At 36.0% G+C, this 18,289-nt stretch carries 14 protein-coding genes; 4 read left to right on the top strand and 10 right to left on the bottom strand.

Features of this window, described 5'->3' with window-relative positions; translation table 11 throughout:
• Nucleotides 1-2: 2 nt before the first annotated feature.
• The 3 genes from ABVM52_RS08760 to ABVM52_RS08750 all read right to left on the bottom strand — a co-directional run bounded on the left by ABVM52_RS08760 (nt 3) and on the right by ABVM52_RS08750 (nt 1,869).
• Entirely contained in the window at nt 3-440 is a 438-nt protein-coding gene (locus tag ABVM52_RS08760) for a deoxycytidylate deaminase (protein ID WP_405385039.1), read from the bottom strand.
• 86 nt (nt 441-526) lie between these two features.
• The gene (locus ABVM52_RS08755) at nt 527-1,111 is read right to left on the bottom strand and encodes a HupE/UreJ family protein (RefSeq protein WP_405385038.1); all 585 of its coding nucleotides are present in this window, start codon (nt 1,109-1,111) and stop codon (nt 527-529) included.
• A gap of 17 nt (nt 1,112-1,128) precedes the next feature.
• Entirely contained in the window at nt 1,129-1,869 is a 741-nt protein-coding gene (locus ABVM52_RS08750) for a TerB family tellurite resistance protein (protein WP_405385037.1), read from the bottom strand.
• Nucleotides 1,870-1,999: 130 nt separating this feature from the next.
• Here ABVM52_RS08750 and ABVM52_RS08745 point away from each other — a divergent pair, with 130 nt between their 5' ends.
• The 3 genes from ABVM52_RS08745 to ABVM52_RS08735 all read left to right on the top strand — a co-directional run bounded on the left by ABVM52_RS08745 (nt 2,000) and on the right by ABVM52_RS08735 (nt 3,896).
• On the top strand, nt 2,000-2,410 hold the full coding sequence (locus tag ABVM52_RS08745; RefSeq protein WP_405385036.1) for a BrxA/BrxB family bacilliredoxin: 411 nt from the start codon (nt 2,000-2,002) through the stop codon (nt 2,408-2,410).
• 80 nt (nt 2,411-2,490) lie between these two features.
• Nucleotides 2,491-3,228, top strand: coding sequence for a lysophospholipid acyltransferase family protein (locus tag ABVM52_RS08740; RefSeq protein WP_405385035.1), 738 nt, complete (start codon nt 2,491-2,493; stop codon nt 3,226-3,228).
• Nucleotides 3,225-3,896, top strand: coding sequence for an HD domain-containing protein (locus tag ABVM52_RS08735; RefSeq protein WP_405385034.1), 672 nt, complete (start codon nt 3,225-3,227; stop codon nt 3,894-3,896). Before ABVM52_RS08740 ends, ABVM52_RS08735 begins: the two co-directional genes overlap by 4 nt.
• A gap of 82 nt (nt 3,897-3,978) precedes the next feature.
• On the opposite strand, the gene ABVM52_RS08730 is transcribed toward ABVM52_RS08735, so the two are convergent.
• The 5 genes from ABVM52_RS08730 to ABVM52_RS08710 all read right to left on the bottom strand — a co-directional run bounded on the left by ABVM52_RS08730 (nt 3,979) and on the right by ABVM52_RS08710 (nt 10,751).
• Nucleotides 3,979-5,415 (bottom strand): glycosyltransferase, encoded by a 1,437-nt coding sequence (locus ABVM52_RS08730; RefSeq protein WP_405385033.1) that lies wholly within the window; start codon nt 5,413-5,415, stop codon nt 3,979-3,981.
• A 429-nt stretch (nt 5,416-5,844) separates the two neighbouring features.
• Entirely contained in the window at nt 5,845-6,918 is a 1,074-nt protein-coding gene (locus tag ABVM52_RS08725; RefSeq protein ID WP_405385032.1) for a PA0069 family radical SAM protein, read from the bottom strand.
• A gap of 46 nt (nt 6,919-6,964) precedes the next feature.
• On the bottom strand, nt 6,965-8,518 hold the full coding sequence (locus tag ABVM52_RS08720) for a hypothetical protein (RefSeq protein ID WP_405385031.1): 1,554 nt from the start codon (nt 8,516-8,518) through the stop codon (nt 6,965-6,967).
• 17 nt (nt 8,519-8,535) lie between these two features.
• Nucleotides 8,536-9,318 (bottom strand): enoyl-CoA hydratase/isomerase family protein, encoded by a 783-nt coding sequence (locus ABVM52_RS08715; protein WP_405385030.1) that lies wholly within the window; start codon nt 9,316-9,318, stop codon nt 8,536-8,538.
• A 20-nt stretch (nt 9,319-9,338) separates the two neighbouring features.
• A complete protein-coding gene (locus ABVM52_RS08710) occupies nt 9,339-10,751 on the bottom strand; it encodes an ATP-binding protein (RefSeq protein WP_405385029.1) in 1,413 nt (470 codons plus the stop codon).
• A 383-nt stretch (nt 10,752-11,134) separates the two neighbouring features.
• Between ABVM52_RS08710 and ABVM52_RS08705 the strand changes: the two genes are divergently transcribed.
• Complete coding sequence (locus tag ABVM52_RS08705) at nt 11,135-14,383, top strand: two-component regulator propeller domain-containing protein (RefSeq protein WP_405385028.1); 3,249 nt, start codon at nt 11,135-11,137, stop codon at nt 14,381-14,383.
• A 6-nt stretch (nt 14,384-14,389) separates the two neighbouring features.
• On the opposite strand, the gene ABVM52_RS08700 is transcribed toward ABVM52_RS08705, so the two are convergent.
• The gene (locus tag ABVM52_RS08700; protein ID WP_405385027.1) at nt 14,390-14,941 is read right to left on the bottom strand and encodes a CopD family protein; all 552 of its coding nucleotides are present in this window, start codon (nt 14,939-14,941) and stop codon (nt 14,390-14,392) included.
• A 176-nt stretch (nt 14,942-15,117) separates the two neighbouring features.
• The gene (locus ABVM52_RS08695) at nt 15,118-18,243 is read right to left on the bottom strand and encodes a VPS10 domain-containing protein (protein WP_405385026.1); all 3,126 of its coding nucleotides are present in this window, start codon (nt 18,241-18,243) and stop codon (nt 15,118-15,120) included.
• Nucleotides 18,244-18,289 lie beyond the last annotated feature (46 nt).

The following is an 18,289-nucleotide window of genomic DNA, read 5'->3' as shown; positions in this document are numbered from 1 at the left end:
CGTTAGATAGTAACATTTATTTCTGGCATATGTTCAATTTCAACTTTGGCCTTTTCTAAAAATCGTAAACCGGAATCATCCTTGTAACCAATTTGATAGACTACACGCTTTATGCCTGCTTGGTGTATAAGCTTACTACATTCCCTACAAGGTGATAAAGTGATATACAAAGTAGCACCTTGACAAGATTGGGTAGAACTGGCAACCTTAAGGATTGCATTGGCCTCCGCATGCAGCACATACCACTTGGTGTAACCCTCTTCATCCTCACAATAATTTTCAAAACCTGTAGGTGTGCCGTTATATCCATCGGATATTATCATTCTATCCTTGACAATAATGGCCCCAACTTGTTTTCTTTTACAAGAGGACAACTTACCCCATTCCTTGGCCATTCTCAAATAGGCCCTATCATACTTTAACTGTTTTTCTTTATTCATTTCAACCAAGCTTTAAAAAAGCCGAATACACTAAGGTACCTGCTTTATTTGGCAAGTAAGATGATTTAATGTCAAATTTAACAATCTTAAAAAGGAAACGTTGTATAAAGTAACGGTAGTGTAATTAATATTATGATAATACTGCCCACCGCTATAAATATATGTTGCTTTACATTGAGGATAGATTGCAAAACATATGCCAATACCAAAGCCAACATAACTATTAGTACTTGAGACAATTCTATGCCCCCGGCAAAACCCAATAAAGGAACTATTTTTTCATCTTCTCCCATCACCATCATTTTAAAATAATTTGAAAAACCAAAACCATGTACCAAACCAAAAATACCTGTTGAAAGTAAATGAAACCAAATGTTTTTACCATCATTATCATCTTTTAGCACAAATAAATTGTAAAGAGCCGTTGCCAGTATGGTAACCGGTATCAAAAATTCAATATATGTAGCATTGACCACAATAATTTCAAAAACGGAAAACACTAATGCTAAACAATGGGTTATTGTAAAAATGGTTGCTAGCCATAGCACGTTTTTCCAACTTTTAAAAGTAAAAGGAATAGCCAAGGCCGTAAGGAACAGAATATGGTCATATGCATTAATATCCAACACATGTTGCAAACCCAACTGTATATAAAACCAAAATTCTTGCATTACCCTTAAGATTTTTATTAGTTTATACCTCGTTCTTTTTGGATGGTTTCATACGCCTCCTGCACCTGTTTAAATTTTTCCTCCGCACCTTTTTTAATGGCCTCATCTTGGGTGTTTACCCTATCTGGATGGTATTTTTTTGCCATGGCCCTATATGCTTTTTTTATTTCCGCATCTGTTGCAGTTTTGGCAACATCCAATATTTTATAAGCATTATTGGCAGATTTTACGAACATTGCCTTGATGCTATCAAATTCATTCAAGGAAACTCTAAGATAACCTGCAATTTCCCTAATCTTTTGTACTTCTGGATTACTTATGCTACCGTCGGCTTGTGCAATACCAAACAAGAAATGAAGCAATTGTAAGCGAACTTCATAGCGTGTTCGTTGCACCAAAAAGGTACATATTCTTTGAGCAGAAATTTCTCTTTTCTTATTAATGTCATTAAATGTCCTAAAAATGGCATTGGCCTTATCCTTGCCATAAGTACTTACAAAATATTGACGCACATAATCCATTTCTGACTGACTTACTTGCCCGTCTGCCTTGATTACTATGGAACACAACGAAAGAAGGTTAAGTTCAAAATCTGCAGGAGTAACGTTTGGCCTTGTATAATCCTGAAATACACTTTTGGCATTACCGGCGCTGGTGCCAAAAAAATTATCTATAATACTGCCCGCAAAAAAACCCAGAATTGCTCCTGATAAACCCCTTAAAGAAAAGCCAATTACGGCGCCCAACCATTTGATCATTTTGTAATTTGAATTTTGCCAAAGATAAAATATTACCAAGACAAAATTAGGGCAACGAAAAGTTAAGGTCTTTCTCTCCTGTACGACTAATTGGTTATCTTTGTAATAGTTTAATTTAAACATTTAGAATATGTACCCTGCGGAATTAGTAAAACCAATGAGAGATGACCTGGCTTCTGCCGGATTTGAAGAATTATATACTGCGGAAGCAGTAACAAATGCGATTAATAAAGAAGGAACAACCTTAGTGGTTGTAAATTCTGTATGTGGTTGTGCGGCCGCCAATGCAAGACCTGCTGCCAAAATGAGCTTACAGAACAATAAAAAACCAGACCATGCCGTAACCGTATTTGCCGGTGTTGATAAAGAAGCTGTTGATGCGGCAAGAAATTTAATGGTTCCTTTTCCTCCATCATCGCCTTCCATGGCCTTGTTCAAAGATGGTGAATTGGTTCACATGATAGAGCGTCATCATATTGAGGGCAGACCTGCAGAAATGATTGCACAAAACTTAGTACAAGCTTACGAGGAGTTTTGCTAGAGAATGCATGAAGGCTATATAAGCTTAAAATAATAAGATTAAAAAACCGCTCTAATGGAGCGGTTTTTTATTTTTGTAGCATGCAAAAAATGCTTTCCTATTTTATTACCCCCATTTTTTTTGTGGCTTTTGGCCTCTGCCTTCTTGTTTTTCATCCAATGCAATGGATCGCTTTTAAACTGTTTGGGTATAATGGATTAAAACCCGTGGTAAGTAAATTGAATTTTTTCTTAATGCGGAGCACCAATATTTTAGGTACCACCTACCGGTACACCAATACCTATGAGCTACCTACCAATAGACCTTTGATCATTGTAACCAATCATCAAAGTATGTATGATATACCCCCTTTAATTTGGTATTTAAGAAAGCACCATCCTAAGTTTGTAAGTAAAAAGGAACTGGGCAAAGGTATTCCTAGCGTATCTTTTAATTTGGTACATGGTGGATCCGTACTTATTGATAGAAAGGATGGAAAATCTGCCATATTGGAAATAGGCAAACTTGGCAAATACATTGAAAAGCATAACAGAAGTGCCGTTATTTTTCCCGAAGGCACGCGAAGTAGGGATGGGCATCCAAAACCTTTTAAACCTACGGGCCTAAAAGTACTTTTAAAAAAAGCCCCATCTGCCCTAGTTGTTCCTATCAGCATAAATAACTCATGGAAACTGGTACGCTTTGGGCAATTTCCAATGGGATTGGGTGCAAAAGTCCGTATAGATGTTCAACAACCATTAGAGAACAATGGCAATCTTGATGAACTGATCAGTAAAATTGAAGCTTCCGTAGTAAGCGGGATAAACTCCTTTAAATGACCAACACAGAAATAGTAGAAGAAACCATCACCTTTGTGAAGGAAACATTACAAAATGCCGAAGGAGGCCATGATTGGTTTCATATACAACGTGTTTTTAAAAACTCCATGTTAATTGCCAAAGACGAGAACGTAAATATTTTGGTAGTAAGCTTGGGCGCACTTTTACACGATATTGCCGATGCGAAATTCAACGATGGCGATGAAACTTTGGGTCCTAAAATGGCTGAAAATTTTTTACTGAGCCTAAAAGTTCCAAAAAGGACTATTAATCATGTAATAAAAATTATAAAATACAGCTCATTTAAGGCAGGAATAACTGATGGTAAAATCAAAAAAAAGTTATTTTCCTCAAAAGAACTTCAAGTTGTTCAAGATGCCGATCGTTTAGATGCTATTGGCGCTATAGGCATTGCCCGCGCATTTAATTACGGTGGATTTAAAAACAGGGCCCTTTATGACCCCAATATCTCCCCAAATTTAGGAATGTCCAAGGAAGAATATAAAAAATCTACCGCACCCACCATTAATCATTTCTATGAAAAACTATTATTGCTGAAAGATAAAATGAATACGGATACCGGCAAACGATTGGCGGAAGAACGACACCAATATATGATCGATTTCCTAGAGCAATTTTATAGGGAATGGAATCCGCTTAAAGCATAATTTAAGACAATAGTTTTCTTATAGCATAACCATAAAAAAGGGTCTCAATAAATGAGACCCTTTTTTATTTAATCTTTTATCGTTATTTCTGAGGTAACTCCCTAGTTAACCAACCCCTTCTACTTGCTGTGGCAATTGCATAAGGTGTAATCCAGAACAAACCAAAAGTATATAGGACGCTGTATGAATATGCCCAGAAAGATTCTACCAAAGTATATCTCTTAGCATAGAAGATAACCGGGAATGTTGATAGTACCAAAATACTTAAGAATGTAGAGCTTAAGAATAATAAAGGGTGGGTAAATACGAATACCAACATAAATAACACAAAAGGATAACATAGTACAATTCTAGAGAACTGACTGAAAAACAACAGTCTTGTACCAGCCTTAGGTCCCTTTCTAAAGTTCTTAAAAACGTATTTGGACATTTGAATATTTTCACGCACGTTACTTCTACCCCATCTAATGAACATTTTATATAGTCCTTTATATTTTTCGGGTACGTTGGTATAGGCAAAGGCATTTCTTTGGAACAACACATGATAACCCTGCTTTAAAATCATATTGGTCATAGCCCTATCTTCGCCAATATCTGAAGGTTGTCCCATAAAAGTTTGATTGATCCATTCATCCAAACATCCAAAAACAGCTGTTGCCCTATATGCCGCCAGAGCTCCTGGAGTACATAAAACCGAGTTTAAAGTACTTTCCGAAGAACGTACAAATTCAAAACTAAGTGCAAAACTAACATCTAACATCTTAGGCAATATTTCTTTCTTATTATTAAGAACACGAATATTACCCGCTACCGCACCACAATTCTCATCTACAATAAATGGGCTTACCAAATTTCTCAAAGTATCCTTGTCCACAATAGAATCACTATCTACAGTAACAAAAATTTCACCGGTTCCTTCTTTAAAACCTCTATAAAGCGCATGACGTTTACCCATATTCTTAGGCTGCTGACAAATAGAAACCCTATTACCAAGTTCCTTCTTGGCCTCTAACATCCAATTCCAAGTCTCATCCTTACTACCATCATCAATAGCCAACAATTGTACTTTTTGTTCAGGATAATCGCTCTCTGCCAAACTTTTTAAAGTAGCCCATACCTGTTTGCCTTCATTATAGGCCGGTACGATTACGGTTACCGATGGTAATTCTTCATCTGAAACCGATGGAATAGCCTTATACTTTAAAAACCTTACAAAGGTGTAGATAAAGAAACTTAACTTAAAAACAAAAAACGCTGCTGCCACGACCATAAAAATAAGTCCGATCAACGTACTTCTTCTTTCTAGGTGCAGTTGTGTAAAATCATTTTGTAGGATATATGCTAAATATGCACTCCCAAACATTAAAACAAATGTGCTTCCCATTACAAAAACACCCCATGCATTGGCATTTTCTATAATATGTTTTAATTTGGAAAAAACTGATTTTTTTGCTTTGTCCGACTTATTTTGTGGGCTCTGTATATTTAAATCTTTCTTGGTAGTATTCTTGGCTTTCATAAATGGCTCTAGTATTTATTTCATTTTCCCTATCTACGCTCATATATGCCTTTTGGATGTTATTTTAACAAAAGTTTTCAAAGATTTTCTTTATAGTATTGAACAGAAAAATATTGAGGTCTTATCCATTGATCTAAAACCCTATTTTTTTAATGCATTCAAATTAAATAATTAAATTTCAATGACTTACTGCTCTTTTAATTCTGATGGCTATTTTGAACTAATATTAAAACCTAAACCAATAATTCCTGGTAACAAATACAAAATTGTATGGTTTCAACCCATGTTTATCGATTTTAAAACTTCAATAAGGATTGAATAAAAACCACCTACTTCAGGTTTCAAAAATTGTAGAAATACATAACAAATAATGGCCTTAAATAGGTCTTGAAATATTTATGTATTAGGCGTTATTCCTCTTATAAAATTTTAAAACAATTTATATTGACCATTTTTAAAGGCTGCATGCAAATTGGTATTTAATTTAGGAAAGGTTTTATTCTTAAAATACGTTCGTTTGGCCAAGCGTACCATATCATGAATTTGAATTGCAATTTTTCCTTCTCCTCGGCTGCGAATACCAAATCGGCTATCATTTAAACTTCCACCATGGCACTCACTTATTTGGTGTAACACCTTATCCGCCTTATCCGGCAAAGCTTTTTTTATCCAATCTGTAAAAATTTCTCCTATTGCTCCATTTAAGCGCACCATTGTAAATGCCATGGAAACCGCTCCCTGTTCAGATACCGTTTTTGCCAATTTTAAAATTTCATGACTGTTAATTCCTGGAATAATAGGAGCCAACATAGCATTTACGGGGATACCGGCATCAGACAATAAACGAATGGCTTCCAATCTTTTTTTAATAGTGGTGGTCCTAGGCTCAACTATGCGCCTAGTTTCTTCTGACAGAGACGTAATGGAAATATTGACACCTATTAATCCGTATGCATGTAATTCTTTAAGAATATCCAAATCACGTAATATTAAGGCATTTTTTGTTATGATCCCAACAGGATGTCTGTATTTTAAAAATACCTCTAAACACTGTCTGGTAAGTTGAAACTCTCTTTCAGCGGGCTGATAGCAATCCGTATTACCGGACATCACAATGGTTTCGGCCTTCCAATTTTTACTTTTTAATTTCTTTTCTAATAATGCAGGGGCATTTTCCTTTACCAGAATCTTTCGTTCAAAATCTAACCCGGCACTATACCCCCAAAATTCATGTGTATTTCTGGCATAGCAGTAAATACAACCGTGTTCACAGCCTTGATACATGTTCATGGAATAACTCATGCCCACATCTGGACTAGTAACCTTATTAACAATAGATTTGGGGAAAATGGGCAAATATTGCGTTCTGTTGGTATCTGCAATTTCACCATCCAACCGACAGAATTCTAAAAAATCATTACGAAGTTCATTACTATATGCGGAAAATTTGTTGTTGGTATTCCGCTGAGCGCCCCTACCTTTAAGAAAAGAATTAGACTTCATTATTAGGATTTATTCCAAAAATATGGAATTTATCCTATTTTTCTTATTATTTAACAGCTACTTGTACCAATTGTTTCTTAGAACCTCTTTTTGCGTAGAATTTCAATTCATCCTTTTGACGGTCAATAAACGGTGCAGAAACCATTAAAGGTAAACGCGCTTCCGTATCATCAATAACCTTGTTATACTTCATATGTCCGTTTTTATCTAGCCGTATTAAAAACACGTTTCTATTTCTACTAAAACCCTGTTTAAACATAATACGATCGTCACTTAATTGCTGAGGATTTTCTGCAGATGTACTTATAAAAAAATAGGTGTTATTATCCTTGGTATAGGCACTATAGGATGCATATGCTCCATCTCCTTGTGTTACTTCCGTCTTATTAATGTTCCTGGCCCAAATTAAATCACCTTGAGGGCTTAATTTGGCACTGATGATATCATTATGATGGTAGCGCGTAACTTTAAACCTGCCCCCACTAGAATTGGATTGTACGCTATTACTGGTAAAATATTCTTCTGCATTGAAGAGAATATTACCCTCCTTGGTAATATTCATTCCTTTAAACACCAGGTTTTTAATGGCCTTGTCCTCTTCCCGTCCAAACTTATCTATCATAAACTGTTCAGAAAACGGATTGAACTTACTTTTTTCCAACTCTAATGAAAGTGGATTTAATTTAAAAAATGAAATACCGTTATAACGATTATCCTTTCTGTCGGCATAAAAACCTATACAAAGAAGATCATTACCTTTAAATACGGGTTTTAGGGCTTCTGGAAATTTTCCTGGGGTGTAAAAGGACTGCACGCTACGTCCGGTCTGGGAAATACGTACCATTTCATATTGAAACTTACGCTCTGTGGCATTAAACCGTTTTTTCTTGAAATAGGCCTTTCCTACCAGATACACATTTTGCAAATCTTTGGAAAACGCTAAATTTTCAAAAGCATAATTTTTTTCCTCTACCTCATCAGAAAAATCATGCTCCATTATCTTGTTCAAATTAGCATTGAACACATGAATGTAATGCTGGTCAGCTTTTCTTTTCTTAAAATGTGTTGTGATGGCAAAAGCAGACTTATCATCATTAAACAATACAGAGGTGGTAAAGCCAGAGGAAAAATTCCTGTTATAGTAGTTACGATCCAAAGGCTGTATTACAGGATCCGATGCAATGGATAGGATAGTTTCCTTTGTAAACTGAAACTGGGTAAACGGACTACGATGCACCTCATACACATAACTATTTTTCTTAAAGCTATATTCAAGAAATAAAAGATATACCTGACCATTGCGCACATAGGCATCAATAAAATTGGCATGCTTAAGTTTATAATTGAATTCTGAAATCAATTCCAGATCCTTATTATAATGTTCAATAAAATAACCCTTTGGTTTAAGTATTATACCCGTATAATACCCTCTTACCACTACAGTACCCCCGCTACCATCATCTGCAATGGCCAACATGTTAGAATACCTGTACTTGTCATTGAATTTTTCGCCTATGGTATAGGTTACAAATTCTTCTTGGGCCACTGCCCCAAAAACATTGACACATAATATAAATAAGAAAATGTTACGTTTGAACATAACCTATATGGTTTATGTCATGAACCTGGAAACACCGCTTTTCTTTTTTCCAAAAATGCAGAAGTACCTTCGGCAAAATCATCTGTTCCAAAACAAGCGCCAAAAGCTTCAATTTCCTGCTCATAACCATTTACAGTATTCTTAAAACCAGCATTTACCGCTTTTATTGCATAAGCAATGGCTACAGGGGAATTATTGGTCATTTTACCAATGATTTTATGGCATAGCGGCAATAATTCTTCTTGTGTGGTAACATAGTTGACCAAGCCATAAGACAAAGCTTGATCTGCGGAAATCATACCCGCGGTCATGATCATTTCCATTGCCCTACCCTTACCTACTAATTGCGGTAAACGTTGCGTACCCCCATACCCAGGTATTAACCCTAACGATACTTCCGGTAGTCCCATTTTGGCATTATCACTAGCCACTCTAAAATGGCAGGCCATGGCCAGTTCCAGTCCGCCACCCAAAGCAAAACCGTTAACTGCGGCAATTACGGGTGTTGTTAAGCCCTCAACAAAATCGAACAGTTGTTTTTGTCCTTTAGCGGCTAATTTTTTTCCTTCTTTTTCATTAAAATCCGAAAATTCAGAAATATCTGCACCGGCTACAAATGCTTTTTCCCCACTACCTGTTAATATAATAGCCTTGATAGCATTGTCTTTCTGCAATTCTTTAAAAGCGTTGTGTAATTCACCAATGGTGTCCTTGTTTAAGGCATTTAATTTATTGGGCCGATTGATGGTTATGATAGCTGTGGGTAATTGTTTTTCTATTAAGATATTGTTGTAAGACATTATTTTATGTTTTAACTAAATTATACAGTTTCTTTAGGGAATTTTACACAAAAAACGGTTCCCTTACCGGGTTGAGAAGTAAAGTTAATAGTTCCTTTATAAGTTTCCACAATATTTTTAACCATTCCCAGACCTAAGCCCATACCACTGGTCTTGGTAGTGAACTTAGGTTCAAAAATTTTCTCTTCATAGTCCTTTTCAATACCATGACCATTATCGGCAACGGATATTTTTACCATATTTCCTTCAGAAGCAACACTCACCAATACCCTTGGAGATTTTACCTCTGGCACGGCCTGTATTGCGTTCTTTACCAAATTAGTAACCACACGTATTAACTGTGTACGGTCTAATTTTGCTATAATTTCTTCCTCATCGGCAATAAAATGAATGTAATCCTCATTAAAGATATCCAAGGCCAGTTTTACAATTTTGACTACGTTCAGCGTCTCATTCTGTTGTGCCGGCATTTCCGCAAAATTTGAAAATGCAGAAGCAATACTACTCATGGTATCTATCTGCTGAATAAGCGTATTGGAATATTCCTTTACTTTCTCATGTATGTTAGGGTCGTTAGGGTCAAATTTCCGTTCAAAACTTTGCACGCTTAAACGCATGGGTGTCAACGGATTTTTAATTTCATGCGCTACTTGCTTCGCCATTTCGCGCCATGCTTGTTCACGTTCACTTTTTGCTAATTTTACCGCGCTATGCCCCAATTCATCTATCATTCCGTTATAAGCGCCAATTAATTTTTCTATCTCCTCTCCAGGGTTTTCAATGAAGATTTTTTTATTCTGCTTGCTAAGGTCCGTCCGCTCCATCATATCAGAAATGGTTTCCAAGGATCGTGTAATATATTTTGAAATAAAAAAGGCGAATAAAATGGCCATTAGTAACATGAGCAGGTACACGCCGGACAACCGCATTAAAAATTCTTTCAATTCATAATCATTAAATGAATTATCCTCAAAATAGGGAAGATTTAGAATTCCTATGGGTTTAAATTTTTGATCTGCTATGTAGGTGAACGAAGCCTTGTATTTATCTCCTGCCAATGCATTTTCGCGCACATAACGTTTGTTGGGACTAATCTCCAGTTGGTTTAAAACCTCAGCATCCAAGCACATGGAGATAGAATCGTTAGCAAATTTTGGCCTTGAACTTTTTATAAGCTCCCCATCTAAGCTATAAATATTAAAATTCATGTTTTGCACTACGGCTATCTCATAAATTTCATTTTTAAAAATGAGACCAAGATTTTCTGTGGTAACCGGGTAGGTCGTTTTTTGAATGGCAAGGTCAATACTTTGTCGTATTTGTTCTTCCTTACGTTCCATTCTATTTTCATGATAGTCCTTGGATTGCTCCCTATATTGGTAAACCGTTACACCGGCAATTAAAACCGATGCAATAAGCACCAAAAATATCATGGATAAAAAAATGCGCGACCGTAAAGATACCCTCGTTAACAAGATTCAGTTATTTCGTCTAAAGTTAGCAAATATCGCACCAAAACATATTTTCATATATTATTACTTTAAACAAAGTCTAAGAGTTCCACAAAACAACTAGGAATTGGTACTTCATTATTTAATCTTTAATACGAAACTTTCCAAGTAGATTTATACCTATAGGTTCGCAACATATAAGATAATTTAAATGTGGAATAATTAATTGATTCTCAAAATTTCTTGTCGTAGATATACAAAATACAAGTTTGTTGGGCATATAAATAACAAAATATCACAAATGAAAGTAATTTCTTACAAAAAATTGCGTTAATAATACGTATAATCTTAAAAGCCCAGGTATAGTGCCAAAAAGAATTGTCGGTTTTTTAGTCTTTTTCAGTGTAATGCTATCTTTTTATACGGCAGAATCGCAGTATAAAGAATCTCTTCAATTTCAACATATTCAGGACGGGATGTCACAAAGTACGGCTACGGTTCTTTTGGAAGATAGTTATGGCTTTATTTGGATCGGCACCCGTAATGGGCTTAACCGATACGACGGTAAAGATTTTGAAATCTATACCAAAAGCACAGATGGTAAAACCGGACTTAACCATGAATATATTGTGTCGTTATATGAAGATGGGCAAAATTTAATTATTGGTACCAATGATGGGCTTAGTCTTTATGATCGCAGTTTAAATGTTATTACACCTTACCCATTTAAGAATGAAGGGGTGGCCATTAAAAATGTAATTTTTGATACTATAGAGAAAAAAAATGGTATACTTTGGTTAGGTGTTGAATCTGGAGAACTATACAAATATGAAATTGAAACTGGTGAAATAAAACATTTCCAAACCACCGATCAATTTTTACAAGTTGAAAACCAAAGAATCAATAAAGTTATACATATAGAAGTAATAGGTGCTGATCGCATACTTGTTATTTTCACCAATCAAACATTACTATTAAATTCCAATCTTGAAGTAATTGGTAAATTACCACAAACAGAGGGGATTATATCTAGTTTAAGGTTAAAGGAAAACACCTTTCTACTGGGTTCTAGCAATGGCTCACTATTTAAGTTAACGGTAGATGGAACATCAATAATGGTTTCCAATAAAAAAGTGGTTAGCCCTGGTTTTGCCATACTTTCTTTAGAAAAAAGCCTGGATAATGAATTATGGATTGGCACAGAAAATAATGGCTTATACATTTATACAAATAATCTAGAATTTGTTAGACATATTCAATCTAGCGTAACCAAACCCAATTCACTCTCGGGCGATTCTATTTGGGCAATGCTATGTACCAGAGATGGTACCATGTGGATAGCCCCTTATAAAAGTGGACTTAACTTTTATGATAAAGATTTCTATAAATTTCGACATATAAAACCTGATCCTTTCAACCCAAAGTCATTAAGTAACAAATTGGTTAATTGCTTTGTTGAGGACACTAAAGGAAATTTATGGATAGGTACTGATGGTGGTGGCCTGGATTATTGGAACAGGGCCTTAAACTCCTTTGATAACTATTCCCTAAAGAACAATACATTTAATAGTAATGTGGTGCTTTCCATCCTAAAAACTAATGAAAATGAACTTTGGATAGGAACATGGACCCATGGTATTGCTGTATTTAATACAGTAACTAAAAAATATAAGACCTTAACCTCAGAAAATTCATTTTTAAACTCCAATATTGTAATTGACCTATTAAAAGATAGAAAAGGTAGAATTTGGATTTTAAATTACTTTGCAGGTGTACAAGTTTATGACCCTATTACGAATACACACCAAGATATAGTTCTTAAATCTGAAGTAAATAACACTGATGTTAATTCTCTTTACCACATATTTGAAGACCACCAAGGTAACATGTGGATAGGTACCTTAAATTCTGGTTTGTTCAAATTAACAGAGACCAATAACAAGTGGTCGCTTACGCATTATCATACAGGTAACAGTCTAAGTAATAAATTTGTTAATTCAATTATTCAAGATAGCGAGAATACCATTTGGGTAGGAACACAAGGAGGTCTAAACAAATATATCCCTGCAACGGATTCTTTTGAAGCTATCACTACTTTGGACGGTCTTAAAAATGATGCCATAAAAAGCATCATAGATGATAAAGACAAACATTTATGGCTAAGTACGGAAGGCGGTATTACCAGATATAATACCATTACCGGTAAAACAATTGACTACGATATAGGTGATGGTCTACAGTCTAAAGAATTTATAGCAAGCTCATCTATAGCCACTAGTAAAGGGGAGTATGCTTTTGGGGGAATCAACGGATTCAACATATTTACTGCGAGCGACGTTGAAAAACGAACAGATACACCTACTCTATTTATATCGGGACTTAAAATATTTAATCAACCTGTATTACCAAATGATGATTTCGGTGTCTTAAAAAAGGATATTTCGCAAGTAGATTCCTTGGTCTTTAACCATGATCAATCCGTCATAAATATTGATTTTAAAGCACTTACCTTTAAACAACCGGAAAACGTAAATTATGCATTTTACCTGGAAGGTTTTGAAAAAGACTGGAATTATGTAGGTAATAAACCAAGTGCTACCTATACAAATTTAAATCCCGGAAACTATACCTTAAAAATAAAATCTACCAATTCTGACAGCGTCTGGGTAGATAACGAAAAGAAATTATTCATTACCGTTACACCACCTTATTGGCAAACATGGTGGTTTATAACCTTACTTTTAGTACTTGCCTTTTTCCTTATCTATCTGGCATATCACCTTAAATTAAGGGCAATTAAAAAAAATCAACGAAATCTAGAATTAAATGTAGAACAACGTACCAAAGAACTACAACAACAAAAAAACAAGTTGATTGAAACCGCAAAAGAATTAGCATCTAAAAACGAGGAAATACAACGATTTACTTTTGCAGTTTCCCACGATTTAAAAAGTCCATTAGGTAATATCAAAGGATTGGCCAGCCTTATACCTACAGAAATATCCATAGAAGACCACCCGGGTGTATTAGAGTATTTAAACCTAATAGATGTTTCATGTACCAACATGAACGAGTTGATAGCCGATATTACCGAAATTGCGCGACTAGGAAAAATTGAAAATAAGAACGAGTTATTGAAAACCAATGAAATTCTGAACCTCTCCAGAAATCTCATTAAGAGTAAACTAAATCTAGAAAATATAGAACTTATCATTACAGAAAACCTACCGGCCATTTTTGGCGATCGCAATAGGATAATTCAAGTTTTTAGCAACTTTTTAGATAATGCTATTAAATATATGGGAGGCCAACCTCATCCAAAAATAATTGTAGACTATGAGGAAGATGAAGACAATACTATCTTTTTAATTAAAGATAATGGTTCCGGTATGGATCAAAAAGCATTGGACAAACTCTTTACCCCTTTTGAACGTTTTCATGATAACGTAAAGGGAACGGGCCTAGGACTTTATATGGTAAAAAAAATAGCGCACTCACATGGTGGAAATATAACAGCGGAATCTGAAGGAATTGGAAAAGGAACTACATTTAAACTAACCTTACCTAAAGCCAAAATTGCCGCACAAGCCACCAAATCATCCATATTGGTGTAAAACTTTTTATGCCTCTGGATTCTTGTTCCTTATTCTTTTGTAGAGTTTTATACCCAGCATTAAAAGTATTCCTAAAACTATGATGCCTACTACTCCAAAAATCCAATTAAAAGAACTTTTTAAGATTACCAAGAAGACAACTGCGAACAAAATTAAGGTAGCACCTTCATTCCATATACGCATAAATTTAGAGGTGTATTGAATATCATCTTGTTGAAACTTTTTGAAAATTTGATGGCTTTTTAGGTGATATAATATCAGTAACACTACAAAACCTAGTTTTATGTGCATCCAAGGTTGCGTTAACCATCCTGGGTAAATAATAAGCAACCAAATAGCAAAAAACACCGCCAATATAGCTGATGGCCAGGTGATAATATACCACAACCTTTTGGTCATCAACTTTAATTGTTTTGATAGAATTTCCTTTTCGGGTGATGGTTTTAGGTTCGCTTCTATATGATAAATGAATAATCTAGGAATATAAAAAAGCCCTGCAAACCACGTTATTACGAAGATGAGATGCAGGGATTTTATATAATTGTAATATTCTGTCATAGCGCTTATAAAAACAAACTCAAGTTCAAGAAACAAGTTCAAGTGCAAATTCAAATTCAAAACTCAAACTCAAACACAAGTGCAAAACTAATTTCTCCCTTCTCTTTTCTATATTCTATTTTCTCTTTTCTCAACTTAAACAAGTTCAAAGTTAGCAAAAGCGGATAGAACTTACCTTATAATCTTATTGCACCTACTCCTGCATCCCATAAGGTTTTATTGTAGGCTGATATTGCCATGTTCTTCAATTGATTTCCCTTTGCTTTTAATGTCTCCCATTTCTTATCCAATTCAGCCTTTCGGTCTTTATTAGATTGGTTCAATCTTGCGATACTGCTATTGGTCTGATTGATCATGAACAGATATTCTGCCGTGAACTTATTTGGAAAATTCTCTACGTCATCATACGCCTGAGATTTTCGTTGTACCATATCGGCATCCCAAGCTTTTAAATCAGCCAGCAACTTTTCACCTTTGGTTTTGACTTCTGCATCGGTTACCTTTTTTAACACTTTTACCAAATCTTGTTGTGCTTTGTACAACAGATTCACCATATTATGCATTTCGGTCAACTCGGCTTCTGCATTGGTCATAAAAGCATCAAACTCTTCATACTGACCAGGTTTTGTTTCATAGGTAGGCACTTCTTTTATTAAACCTGTGGTGGATACTGTTTGCCCATCAACCTTTAATGTAAAAGTATATGTACCAGGGGAAACTTTATGTCCGCTAAATCCTGCTTCAATATATACATCAGGTACTCCTGGCATAATTGGGTATTTCATATCCCATACAAAACGGTTTAGTCCTTCTTCCTTACTCAACATTGGTGCTGGAGGAGCACCACCACCATTGTGTGGTTTATACGTAGGGTCTTTTTCTGAAGTGATTGTTCTTATCAATTTCCCATTTGCATCAGAAATCTCTAAAGAAATTACGGTACTATCCGCTAATTTTGGGAGTTCATAATATAAAACCACCCCATTGGCAGGGTTAATTCCGTTAAACGCATCGCTACCCGTAAATGAACTAGAATTACCACTTAGCGGACTCCCCCAAGAGCCATTATAAGCATCTTTTGGTTTTAATATTTGAAGTCCTTTCTTAGACGGTTGATACTGAGATAGCGCAATAATATCATCTAATATCCAAAACGAACGCCCCGATGTTGCCACCACTAAATCGCCCCGATGCACTTTTAAATCTGTAATTGGTGTTTTTGGTAAATTCAATTGAAAAGGCTCCCAAGATTTACCACCGTTCCATGATGCATAGATACCTTTCTCCGTACCGGCGTAAAGTAAATCCTTTTTGAGCTCATCTTCACGAACTACACGGGTAAAAGCTCCATAAGGTATCCCTGAATTTATAGCCGTCCATGTTTTACCATAATCTGTTGTTTTATAGAAACCTGGCGTATAATCATTAAACTTATACCTGGTCGTTGCAATGTATGCCGTAGCCGGGTCATGAGGAGAAACCTCTATGGCATTGATCAAACATTCTTTCAATCCTTTAGGGGTTACATTCTCCCAAGTTTCCCCACCATTTTTGGTCAAGTGCACCAATCCGTCATCACTACCTGTCCAAATATGTCCTTTTACATGTGGCGATTCTAGCATATATGCCAATGTTCCGTAATTCTCTGCACCAACTGCTTCATTGGTATAAGGACCACCGCCATTACCTTGTTTTGCATCGATATCGCGTGTGAGGTCAGGCGATATTTCTTCCCAGGTTACACCCATATCCTTAGTTCGCAAAACCAATTGCGCACCGTGATAGTATGTACCAGGCTCATGTTTAGAACCAATTATTGGTGCATTCCAATTATACAGGTACTTCATATTTCTAGCTTCCCTACCCAAATATTGAATGGGTGCCGCCATAATTTTGGTCGATGCCTTTGATTCCATATCCAAGACTTCAATAGTACCAAGGTAACTACCACCTAAAACATAGCGGGGATTATCTGGATCAAAAGCTAAAAAAGCACTTTCACCTCCGGCAGTATATGTCCAATCTTGTTCTGTTATACTTCTTCTACCCATAGAGGCACTTGCAATTTTGACCGCAGTATTGTCTTGTTGACCGGCATAAATATTATAAGGAAACAGATTATCTACGTTAATACGATAAAACTGAGCGGTAGGCATATTATCTTGAGTGGACCAAGTTTTTGCGTAATCGAAAGAAACGGCAGCCCCACCATCATTGGCAATCACCATATTCTTAGAATTATTTGGATTTATCCATAGGTTATGATAATCCCCATGGGTTCCTGAAAGTCTTTCCCAAGTTTTTCCACCATCCTCAGAACGAAGCGCAGGTGCACTTAAAACATACACCGTATCTTCATCGTTTGGATCTATAAAAACCTCAATGTAATACCAAGCGCGTTGTACCAATCTATTGTCTCCACTAACCATGCTCCAAGATGCACCGGCATCATTTGAAACGAAAAGTCCACCTTTATCTGCATCTGAATCACTTTCAATAAGTGCATAAACTTTGTTAGAATTTGAAGGACTCACAGCTATCGCCATTTTTCCTTTTTCCTCCGGAAGTCCTTTATGTATTTTCTGCCAAGTTTCTCCGGCATCCGTAGATTTATAGAGACCACTACCTGCACCACCACTTACCACCATATTTGGTTTACGTTGATGTTCCCACATGGCGGCATACATAATTTCAGGATAATTGGCATCCATAGAAAGTTCAGAAGCACCCGTTAATTCATTTACGAATAGGGTGTTTTTCCAAGTCTTACCCCCATCAACAGATTTATAGATACCACGATCTGCATTACCTTCAAAAAGAGCACCTTGCGCAGCCACATAAACAATATCAGGATTTGTAGGATGTATAATGATACGCGATATATGCTGGGTTTTCTCAAGTCCCATTTTCTTCCAAGTTTTACCCGCATCAGTAGACTTATATATACCGTCACCGTAAGATGTCATAACACCACGTGGTGCATGTTCTCCCATACCCACATAAACAATATTAGGATTGGAAGCCGATACCGAAACCGCACCAACAGAGCCCAGTTCAAAATAACCATCAGAAATATTTTCCCAACGTTGTCCGGCAGATTCTGTTTTCCATAATCCCCCACCGGTAGTACCCATATAGTAGGTCATAGGGTCACCGATAACTCCCGTTGCAGTTACCGAACGCCCACCTCTAAACGGACCAATATTTCTGAATTTTAAAGGCTGAAAATAATCGTTGGCAGATTGGGCAAAAGTTATGGTAGTTGCCAGTACCGCCATAAAAAAGAATAGTTGTTTTTTCATGTGTCATGGTTGGGTTTTATCTAAAAAATAAAAACCTCTCTAAAGA

Source organism: Maribacter sp. LLG6340-A2 (assembly GCF_045057105.1).
Taxonomy (GTDB): domain Bacteria; phylum Bacteroidota; class Bacteroidia; order Flavobacteriales; family Flavobacteriaceae; genus Maribacter.
This window is presented reverse-complemented; position numbering and strand designations above follow the sequence as displayed.